This window comes from Nocardia sp. NPDC050799 (assembly GCF_040654015.1).
Taxonomy (GTDB): Bacteria; Actinomycetota; Actinomycetes; order Mycobacteriales; family Mycobacteriaceae; genus Nocardia.
This window is the reverse complement of record NZ_JBFAHF010000001.1, coordinates 386075-395858: the sequence shown is the minus strand read 5'-3', so window position 1 is coordinate 395858 and position 9784 is coordinate 386075. Positions and strand designations below refer to the sequence as shown.

Annotated in this window: 7 protein-coding genes; 4 read left to right on the top strand and 3 right to left on the bottom strand. The window is 66.5% G+C overall.

Going from position 1 to position 9784, the window contains the following annotated elements:
- Positions 1 to 331: 331 nt before the first annotated feature.
- Positions 332 to 1588 carry a patatin-like phospholipase family protein gene (locus AB0H42_RS01935; RefSeq protein ID WP_357048310.1) on the top strand — a complete coding sequence of 419 codons (1257 nt, stop codon included), beginning with the start codon at positions 332 to 334 and terminating at the stop codon, positions 1586 to 1588.
- A 169-nt stretch (positions 1589 to 1757) separates the two neighbouring features.
- Here AB0H42_RS01935 and AB0H42_RS01930 read toward each other — a convergent pair whose 3' ends face one another.
- From AB0H42_RS01930 to AB0H42_RS01920, 3 genes are all read right to left on the bottom strand, one after another.
- Positions 1758 to 2975 carry a cytochrome P450 gene (locus tag AB0H42_RS01930; protein ID WP_357048307.1) on the bottom strand — a complete coding sequence of 406 codons (1218 nt, stop codon included), beginning with the start codon at positions 2973 to 2975 and terminating at the stop codon, positions 1758 to 1760.
- A 27-nt stretch (positions 2976 to 3002) separates the two neighbouring features.
- The gene (locus AB0H42_RS01925; protein WP_357048304.1) at positions 3003 to 4133 is read right to left on the bottom strand and encodes a radical SAM protein; all 1131 of its coding nucleotides are present in this window, start codon (positions 4131 to 4133) and stop codon (positions 3003 to 3005) included.
- A 389-nt stretch (positions 4134 to 4522) separates the two neighbouring features.
- Positions 4523 to 5647, bottom strand: coding sequence for a cytochrome P450 (locus tag AB0H42_RS01920; RefSeq protein ID WP_357048300.1), 1125 nt, complete (start codon positions 5645 to 5647; stop codon positions 4523 to 4525).
- A gap of 905 nt (positions 5648 to 6552) precedes the next feature.
- On the opposite strand from AB0H42_RS01920, the gene AB0H42_RS01915 reads away from it, so the two are divergent.
- The 3 genes from AB0H42_RS01915 to AB0H42_RS01905 are packed head-to-tail and all read left to right on the top strand — an operon-like array spanning position 6553 to position 9756.
- Positions 6553 to 7833 (top strand): MFS transporter, encoded by a 1281-nt coding sequence (locus tag AB0H42_RS01915; protein ID WP_357048297.1) that lies wholly within the window; start codon positions 6553 to 6555, stop codon positions 7831 to 7833.
- Positions 7834 to 7861: 28 nt separating this feature from the next.
- Positions 7862 to 8680 carry an ABC transporter ATP-binding protein gene (locus tag AB0H42_RS01910; RefSeq protein WP_357048295.1) on the top strand — a complete coding sequence of 273 codons (819 nt, stop codon included), beginning with the start codon at positions 7862 to 7864 and terminating at the stop codon, positions 8678 to 8680.
- Entirely contained in the window at positions 8677 to 9756 is a 1080-nt protein-coding gene (locus tag AB0H42_RS01905; protein ID WP_357048292.1) for an iron ABC transporter permease, read from the top strand. Before AB0H42_RS01910 ends, AB0H42_RS01905 begins: the two co-directional genes overlap by 4 nt.
- Positions 9757 to 9784: the final 28 nt, after the last annotated feature.

Sequence of the window (9784 nt, the reverse complement as noted above, 5' to 3'; positions counted from 1 at the left end):
ACCTCGCCCGCGCCTGGCGGTTCCGCGGTCGAGACCAAGGGTCCGGACCCGCGGCGGCCGCTGCTCGGCCTCGAATCGAATCGAATCGAATCGAATCGATGAAGCGTTGTCGTGGCAGTCGCCGATCGACGCCAAGGAGGGCACCGGCCCGACGCGCGGGGCCGTTCCCTGACGGCTCATGAGGTGAATTGCTCATATCCTGGCAGGCGATCGGTACCCGGCTCCGGCGTCGGCGACGCTCCCGGACCCGGGAATGCACCTCTGGGAATGCGGCACGGATTTCCCGACGCGCTGCTGGACAGGCATTGCACTGGAGCACAGGAGGTCACTGATGATCGACCGGTCCGGTACCCCGGCCCGCCGGGTGAGCGTCGTCGTGGCGGGTGCGGGAGCACGCGGTGGCTACGAGGCCGGTGTGCTCTCGGTCCTGGTGCCGCGCCTGCGCAGCGCGGGTGTGGACACGGTGCGGTTCGTCGGCACCAGCGCCGGAGCCATCAATGCGACGGTTTTCGCCGCCCTGTCCCATCTACCGCCGGACGAGCAGGCCGAGCGGGCGCTGCAGGTGTGGCGCGACATCACCGTCCGCGACGTGTTCCGGTCCCCGGTCATCGGCCTGCCGCGCCTCGTCGGCCGCACTGCCGGTCAGCTGCTGGGTATACCGGGAGTACAACTGACCGATCTGCTCGATACTTCGCCCCTGCACCACACGGCCCGCACTGCCGTCGATTGGAATATGCTGCGCCGCAATATCGCCGAAGGGCGGGCCACGTTGGCTGTGGTCGCGACATCCGGTACGGACAATCGCACCGTGGTGTTCGTCGACCGCGCCGACACCGCACCGCTGCCGCCATCCGACGATGAACGGCCGATCGATTACGTGGCCGCAGAGATCACGGCCGAGCATGTGCTCGCCTCGGCGGCGATTCCGGTCGTGTTCCCACCCGTACGCGTCAGCGCCCCGCCGCAGTGGGCCGGTTGGTATCTGGACGGGGGAATACGACTCAACGCGCCACTCAAACCCGCGATCGCGCTGGGCACCGATGCGATCGTGGTCGTGGCGACCCACCCCGTAGTCGATTCCCCACCGCCGACAGCAGCGAACAACCTGCCACCCGACGTGGACGATGTCATCGTGCGGTTGATGGATGCCGCGCTGGTCGACCGGATGATCGAGGATGTGCGCACGCTGGCCAAGGTCAACTCGTTGGTGGCCTCGACCGTATCCGCCACCACGACCGAGCGGCCGAAGAAGATCATCCCCTTCCTCCCTCTCACGCCGCCCACGCGAGCGACCCTGGGAAACCTCGCCGAGGAGGTTTTCGCCGATCAACGCCGTCATCAGAGCGGAATCGTGTCGACGCTGCGGCGGGCGGAGTTACGGATGCTGGGGCGCGCGTTGAGCGGCGACGGCCCACGCCGCGGCGATCTGTTCAGCTACCTGTACTTCGACCGCGAATTCATCGAAGCATCCATCGAACTCGGTCGACATCACGCCGACGCCGCACTCTCCGGCGCACCGGTACACCGGCTGCCGTGGTGGACCGGACCACGAGAACCGATCTCGACGACACCGGGGAGCAGCAGGTGAACATCCCGACGATCGGATCGCCATAGAGGTCACTATGGCGACCGAACTGACCCGCGCGGCATCGACGGTCCCGACCAGTGCCGGAAGTTCACCGGCCGAGGCGGTGCCTCGAATGCCGCGACGGCGCCCGCTCCGGCGGCTCGCCACGGCGCAGCAAAAACCCGCACCATCACTCCTCGAGGATGACGGGCAGCCGGCGCAACCCGTGGAGCGTGCGGGAACGCAGCGGCGCCGTCTTCCCCGCGACGTGCGCGTGCGGATAGCGTTCGAAGAAACATCGGACAGCGATAGCCGCTTCCGCACGGGCCAGCGCGGCGCCGATACAGAAGTGGATCCCCGCACCGAAGGTGAGGTGGCGATGAGGCTCCCGGCGTAAGGGGTCGAATACGTGTGGGTCGGCGAAGATTTCCGGATCACGATTCGCCGCGGCCAGAAGCACCACGATCGGCGTTCCCGCGGTGATGGGCCGTCCGGCGAGCCGGGTCTCGGTCTTGGCGACCCGGACGACGTACTGGACGGGGGTGTCGTAGCGGAGGGACTCTTCGATCACCGCCGTGTAATCGCCGTCGGCCGGGCGCAGGTGCGGCTGCCGCAGCAGCGTGTGCAGAGTGTTTCCGAGCAGATGCGTGGTGGTGCCGAAGCCGCCGACCAGCAGCATGCTGCACGTGGCGATGGCCTCACGCAGGCTCAGCTGGGCCGGGCATTGCTGCGCCAGACCGGCGATGAGCCCGGGACCCTCCGGGTCGGCGTGGGTCAGGCGATCCCTGAAGTACGCTGTCATCTCGCTGACGAGGGCACGGGAACGCTGCCGTTCCTCCGCTGTTCTGGCGCCGTCCAGCAATGAGGCGAGCACGTTTCCCCAGGCGGCGAAGCGCGGGGCCTCGGTATCCGGGAGCCCGAGGATATGCGAGATCATCGCCATGGGAACTGCTTCGGCATAGTTCGTGATCAGGTCCGTGACCCGATCGCGAGGAAGCTCGTTCAGACAGTGCCCGACGATCTTTTCGATCCGGGGGCCGAGGTCGGCGAGTGCGCGCCGGTGGAACACGGGGGCGACCAGGGATCGCAGCTCCGTGTGCCGCGGCGGTTCCAGCTTCAGAAATGAATCGTCGACTGGATGCACCAGCGTGATATCACCGGCCGCGTTACGGCGCCGGGCCGACGCCCCGATGGGCGCCGGGCCGAAGTCGCGGCCGGTGAGCACCTGCTGGCTCGAGCCATAGGCGGCGGTGAACAGCAGTCCGCGACGGCTGCTCGCCAGAGCACCTCGGGCGCGAACCTTCTCGTATTGTCGATGCCGGTCGACCCCCGGCGGGGCCCAGAGGATCCGGGCGCCGGGGTCACCGCGAAGGACATCCGAGAAGAGCCGCGCCTTCTCCAGAGACATTGTTGCCATGGTCGGATATCGCCTTCTCTAGGCACCGACTGCCGATTCGGCTGGTGATGCCTGCCGGGCGGGATGGTAACCGGACCAGTAGTACTGGCGATAGAAGTTCTCCGCCAACGTCACCCAGGTGTTCAGCCGATCGCGATCGCCGAGGAAGCGGTGCATGTTGACCAGCAGCCAGCTCCACACGGCCTGACTGTCCCGGCAGTTGTCGCAGTCTCCGGTGGTGGCGCAGTACTGCACGCTGTGGTCGGACCGGTACGCGTTGAAGCGGCCGACGATCGGATGCCCCTCGGTCAGGCGCCGGGCATGCGCCGGGTGATCGTTGCTGATGCTGGGGCAGGTCTCCGCGCCGAAGGTACCCCAATGCGTACGGCCGGTCACCAGCGTGCGGAAGTAGTAGGGGTCGCCGATGACGGTGTCCGGGTAGGTCTCGCGCATGCGAGTCATTTCCTCGATCGCCCGCTCCTCATTGTGTAGTCGCGCAGTGGGATCGGTGCCGTTGTCGCTGTAATACCCGAAGTTGATCTGGTTGCCGTTGGCGGCGATGGCCTCGACGGTTCGTTCGAGGTACGGCATCCCGGCCTCGCTGAGCGTGTAGACCCAGGTGGCCCGCGGGTCGCCGGCATACGTGCGCAGCGCCTTGCCGAACAACCCGCTCATCCGCCGGCCGTTGGGCCCGTGACCACGCAACTCGTCGTCCACCGGTCCACCGCCCCACAGGGAGACCGCGATGGCGAGATCTTCCAGCCCGTCATAGGGTATCGGCCGCGTACCGTTCGTCACCACGGTGACATTGCGGATCGTCTCCGCGAACACGCGGACTCGATCCAGGACCAGCGCCGGCTCACCGCCGATCAGTAAGGTACTGGTGATCTTCTTGGAATCGCGCAGGTCTTCGGCGAACGCGCGGATCGTGTCCAGATCACGAATCTCGACGCTCTGCTTGTCCATATCGTGTTCGAAGAACCAGCAGCCCTTGCACCGCAGATTACAGGCGTCGGTAACCCAGACCTCCACCGTTCGAATACCTCGGGCCACTTCGTTCACGCGCAACAAACGCTCCGCCAATGCCGGATCCTCTTGCGCGAGTTCGAATGCTCTGGTTAAAATGCGTTCCTTGCTTGGCCTGACGTCCAGGAAAACGGGCTGAGACACGACATCCTCCTCGGTGCGATGCGGCAGGGGTTTGCGCGCTGCTGGATGTCACCGGCGAGTCGCACATATCGAGAATCGACAGTGCTCCCGGTGTGCTGCCGATCCAGCGAATCGGCAGAGGGTTGGCGAGAATGCGGATACGGAGCGGTCTTGGGTTCTGGGCTCGTTAGCGCTACGAATGATTCTAGGACAAACCCTGATACAGCGTGATCGTTCCACGCTATGACTGACACTCTTGGCGAGCCATGACTATTTCGCCGGACAAACTACGGCGCAACGGCATTCGATGAAGAGATTTTAAACACTCCGGCAGCAAGACCGAGACACGGCATGCCGGCGCCGGCGCGGATCACCGCGGTGCAGCCGCACGTGACTGCACCGCGACGATGTCACAGACCGAGCGGTGGCGAGGAGGGAAACTCCACGGGCATCGCGGAGAGCGCGCGATGGAAAGGTCCCGGTCGCCAGCGCAGTTCGTCGACCGAGCAGGCGAGCCGCATTTCGGGGAGCGCGTCGAGCAACTGATCGATCGCGTTCTGGGCGACCATATAGGCGATCGACTTGGCGGGGCAGGCGTGCGGGCCGGCACCCCATGCGAGATGCGCGTTGTTGTCGGTGTACTGGCCCGAGTGGATCACCGGATCGTTGTTGCACGCCGACATGCCGATGACAACCGGCTGATCGGCGGGCAACCAGACTCCGTCCCGCATCATCGGCTGCCTCGGGTAGCTGAGGCAGTAGTTCGCCATCGGCGGATCGGTGTACAGCAGTTCGTTCAGTGCGTCCCGGGTCGTCGGGGCCGCGCCGGGTGACGCGGTGCCGGTGAATCGCGGGTCGGTGATCATGAGAAGCAGGGTGTTGACCGTCAGATTGGTCAGCGGCTCGATCCCCGCCCCGTAGAGCACGGCCAATTGGTGCACCATCTCCGCATCCCCGAGCCCGGCCGAATGACCCACCAGCCGAGAGGTGATGTCGCGGCCGGGTTCGGCGCGTTTGAGTGCGACCAGTTCCAGCAATGCTTCGTTGATCCTGGCATCCGCGTCGGTGGCGGCGGCGCCGCCTTCGAACATATCGGCCATCCCGGCGGCGATCTGCTGCCCCAGATCCGCCGGGCAACCCAGCATGGCGTTGAGCACCTGGAAGGTCAGCGGGAAGGCGTACTGACCGATCACCTCGGCGCGGCCGTCCATACAGAAGCCGTTGATCAGCGGCGCCGCAACCTCTTCGACATTCTGGTGCATGGAGAACAGATCGACCCCGTCGAGAGCGGCGGTGATCGCCTGCCGGTACCGGGCATGTTCCCGTCCGGTGCTACGCATCACATTGGGACGCCATGCCATCATGGGCATGAGCGGGTGGTCGGCAGGAACGGTCTTCTCCCACGACCGCGCGTCGGCCGGAAAATGCTCGGGGTCGTTGAAGATATCGATCGCGGTGTGGTATCCGAGCACCAGCGTGGCCGGAATGCCCGGGGCCAGCTCCACCGGCGCGAGCGTTCCATACCGATCACGCATCTGGGCGAATACACGATGTGGGTCGGCGGCATACTCCTCGGTGTACAGAGCAACTCGAGGTGGGGCACCGGTCGGACCGTGAACGGAGTAGGGGCATCCAGCGGTATCGGTTTCGGACGAAGGTAGAGACTTGGTCAATGCCGGAAACTCCAATGAAGACAACAGCGACAAATCCGAGAGATTGTCCTCTATTGGACATCTCTTGTGTCGGAACAGTATTGGTGTGACGGGTCGGCCGCAAGCGAGCGGCCGGTGCGATCGGCCACCCCACGTCGCACCGGCATCCGGCCGGGACGGTGGACCAGCGGCACCAGTTCCCCCAAAGCAGCAGGTTAGGGCCCATGCTTTGCGTCGCGCACCCAAACTCGTTTTACAGCAATGCGTTCCGCGACGACCCGTCCGCTGATACTGAAATCTCGCACCAACCGGATACCCACAGGAGCGGTTTCACTTCGGCACGCGCGGCTGTGGACAGTTGACGACGTCTTTTATATGTCACATTTCCGCCAAAATTCGAGCTGAGACATTCTGCGGCCGCATGACTGGTGACGCAGCATCTGCCGCGACCCTCGAATGCGCGCCGGCCGTCGCGGATGCTGCCGCGATGATCGCCTGGACGGTGTCGGCGCTCTCGGCCATCGTCCGCGCTCATCGGCACGCAACGAACACTTGCCCGCCGCACAGGGGAGATAGCGCCTCACCTACCGCAACGAATTGGAAACGGTTATCATTATCCCTCGATGAGAGGGTGCGTGATGAGGAATCCTTCCGGCTGGAGCGGTACCGGGTGCCGTGACTGAGTTCGCTTGTTCGCCCGCCCGGTTCGCGTTCGCGAGAACCGTTGCCGGCCGCGGATCCAGTTCCCGGTCCCCCGTAATTGTTCCGGCGCCGCACGAGCGCGCTCGGTGAGCGCGCTCGGTTCCTTCGGAACCTTCCCACTGTCCGTACGCCTGTTACTGGGCAACCATCTGCTCGGAAATATCGGCTTCTACATGCTGATTCCTTTCCTGGCCGACTATCTGCTCGGCGACCTCGCGCTTTCGGCAGCCGTGGCCGGGGTGGTACTCGGCGTCCGCAACCTCAGCCAACAGGGGTTGTTTCTGGTCGGCGGCGCCGCCGCGGACCGGCTCGGCGCCCGCCGTGTCATCATCGTGGGCGCGGCGATTCGGGCCGCCGGATTCGCCTTGTTCGCGGTCGGCGGTTCACTGCCGGTGGTATTGCTCGGCTCCGTGCTCACCGGATTCGCCGGGGCACTGTTCAATCCTGCCGTTCGGGCATATATCGCGCGGGACAGCGGTGATCGGTCGGCGCAGGCCTTCGCCCTGTTCACCGTAGTGGGAAATACCGGCTCGGCGGTCGGACCACTGGTCGGCATGCTCCTGATGAACATGGGTTTCCGGCTCACCGCGGTCGCCGCAGCGGCGGTGTTCGCGATACTGACCGTCGCCCAGCTGGCATTGCTGCCCGCGCGCCCCGGGCCGGCCGCGCGGACTACTCTCATCGCGGATCTGGGCCGGCTGTTCACCGATCGGGTCTTCTGGTGGTTCGCCGCGGCTCTCATGGGAATGTTCGCGTTGCAGAGCCAGATCTACTTTCTCTTCACCCTGCAAGTGCAGCAACTCGCCGGACCGAAGGCGGTCGCCGCGCTATTCCTCGTGGAGACAGCCGCGGTACTGGCCTGCCAGATGCCGATCACCCGCGTGCTGAGCCGCCGGCCCGACCGCGGGCCCGCCATGGCGGCCGGGATGGCGCTGCTGGGTGCCGCATTCCTGCTTCCTCCGCTGGCGGTGCTCTGGTCGGTGCCGCCGGGGCCCGGCCCGCTCACGGTGACGATCCGCCTCCTACCGGTACTGGCCGGTGCCGTCGTCCTCGCGATCGGGGTGGCGATGGTCCAGCCCTTCGTCAACGAGGCCGTTCCGCGCTTCGCCGGCGACGCGCTCACCGGAACCTATTTCGGTGCTTTCTATCTGGCCTCGGGAGTATTCACAGTAGCCACCACATCCGGTCTGGGCGCACTGGTCGACCGGTACGGCGGCCCGTTCGCCTGGCCACCGGCCGTGTGCTGCGGATCGATCGGCATGGCCTCGGCGATCGGCGTCCTCGTGTTGCGCGAGCGCGGACTGCTGGCCGCCGGGGTACCACTGCCCGCGCAAGCCCGCACCAGGAAAGGCGGAACCGCACAATGACCTTCCCGACAACGAAGGCGGTCCGGCAATGATCAGCGCCGCCGGTATCGGATTCTCATACGCGGGCGATCCCGTCCTCGACGATATCGATCTGGTCGTGGAACAGGGCAGCACCGTCGGGCTCATCGGCCCGAACGGATCGGGCAAATCGACTCTGCTTCGGACGATCTACCGAGCCCTGCGCCCACATTCCGGTGTGGTCGGCATCGACGATATCCCGGTCGAGACGCTGCGGGGCCGAGCTCTCGCGGCCCGCCTCGCGGTGGTGGCCCAGGAAGCGCCGCCGGAGACACCGGCCACGGTCACCGACACCGTCCTCCTGGGCCGGGCGCCGTGGGCTCATTCGCTGCGCGGCTATTCCCGCGCGGACCGGATCGCGGCGGCGGCGGCCCTCGAGCGGGTCGGCGCCCGGCACCTGGCCGACCGTCCCGTCGCCCAATTGTCCGGCGGGGAGCGTCAACGGGTCCTGATCGCGCGCGCACTCGCCCAGCAGGCCGATCACCTGCTGCTGGACGAGCCCACCAACCACCTGGATATCGGTTACCAGCACGAGTTGCTCGGGCTGGTCCGTGAATTGACCGCTACCACCCTGGTGGTGTTGCACGATCTCAACCTGGCGGCACGCTACTGCGACGCACTCGTTCTGCTGCGCCGTGGCCGGGTGGTCGCCGCGGGGCCGGTCGACCAGGTGCTGACACCGGAGATCATCGAACCCGTATACGGGGTGCGCGTACACCGCTGCACCGCGTTCGGCGGAACCCAGCTGCTCTTCGGCCCGCGTGATCGCCAAGGCACCGGAGACCCCACCGGGCGGAACGGGGCACGGGCACAGGAGGTCGGCGGATGACGGCTACGCTGCCGGACGAAAAAACCGTCGACGACCTCGGCCATGCGCGTGACCGTGCCCGAATGCTGTGGTGGCTGGGCGGCTTCGGTATCGCACTGGTGCTGGTACTGCTGATCGCCACCGGGCTCGGCCCGGTATCGGTCCCGCCACTCACGGTGGCGCGCATAATCGGCCATCACACCGTGGGTATGCCCGCGACCGCGGACTGGAGCACAGCGCAGGATTCGATCGTATGGCTGGTACGCGTCCCCCGGGTATTGCTCGGCGCGCTGGTCGGCGCCGCTCTCGCAGTGGCGGGGGCGGTATTGCAGACCCTGGTCCGCAATGTCCTGGCCGATCCGCATATCCTCGGCGTCACCTCCGGCGCCTCCACCGGCGCGGCGGTATCCCTGCTGTTCGGCGGTTCCGTGGCCGCCGGGGCGCTCGCCGCCAGCGCGTTCACCGGCGCCGTGCTGGCCACCGCACTGCTGTTCGCGATCGCCCACCTCAACGGGCAGATGACCTCGCTGCGGCTGCTGCTCGGCGGGGTCACCATCGGCTACCTCTTCTCCGCCGCCACCAGTTTCCTGATCTTCGCCTCCGACGATCAGGAGGGCGCCCGGACCGTGCTGTTCTGGCTACTGGGCTCACTTGGCTCGGCAGCCTGGTCCTCGGTCGCCACCACCACAGCCGTGACCGTTGCCGCGATCCTCGCACTCGTCCTGCTCTCCACTCGGTTGGACATGCTCGCCGCCGGTGACGACACCGCGCGCGCGCTCGGCCTGTCCCCCGGGCGGCTGCGCATGATCACCCTCGGCATCGTGGCCCTGGCCATCGGCGGCATGGTCGCCGTCGCGGGGGCGATCGGATTCGTGGGTCTGATCGTCCCGCACGTCGCCCGGTTGTGTGTCGGGGCCGGGCACCGGCGTCTGCTGCCCCTGTCCGCCCTGCTCGGCGCACTGTTCCTGGTGGTGGCCGATGTGGTGGCCCGGCTCGCCTTCGCACCCCGTGAGCTACCACTGGGCATCGTCACCGCGGTGGTCGGCGCCCCGCTTCTCCTCGTATTGGTACGCCGATTCCGGCAATCGCCGCACTGATCCCCTCTCCCGAAAGGAAATACACACG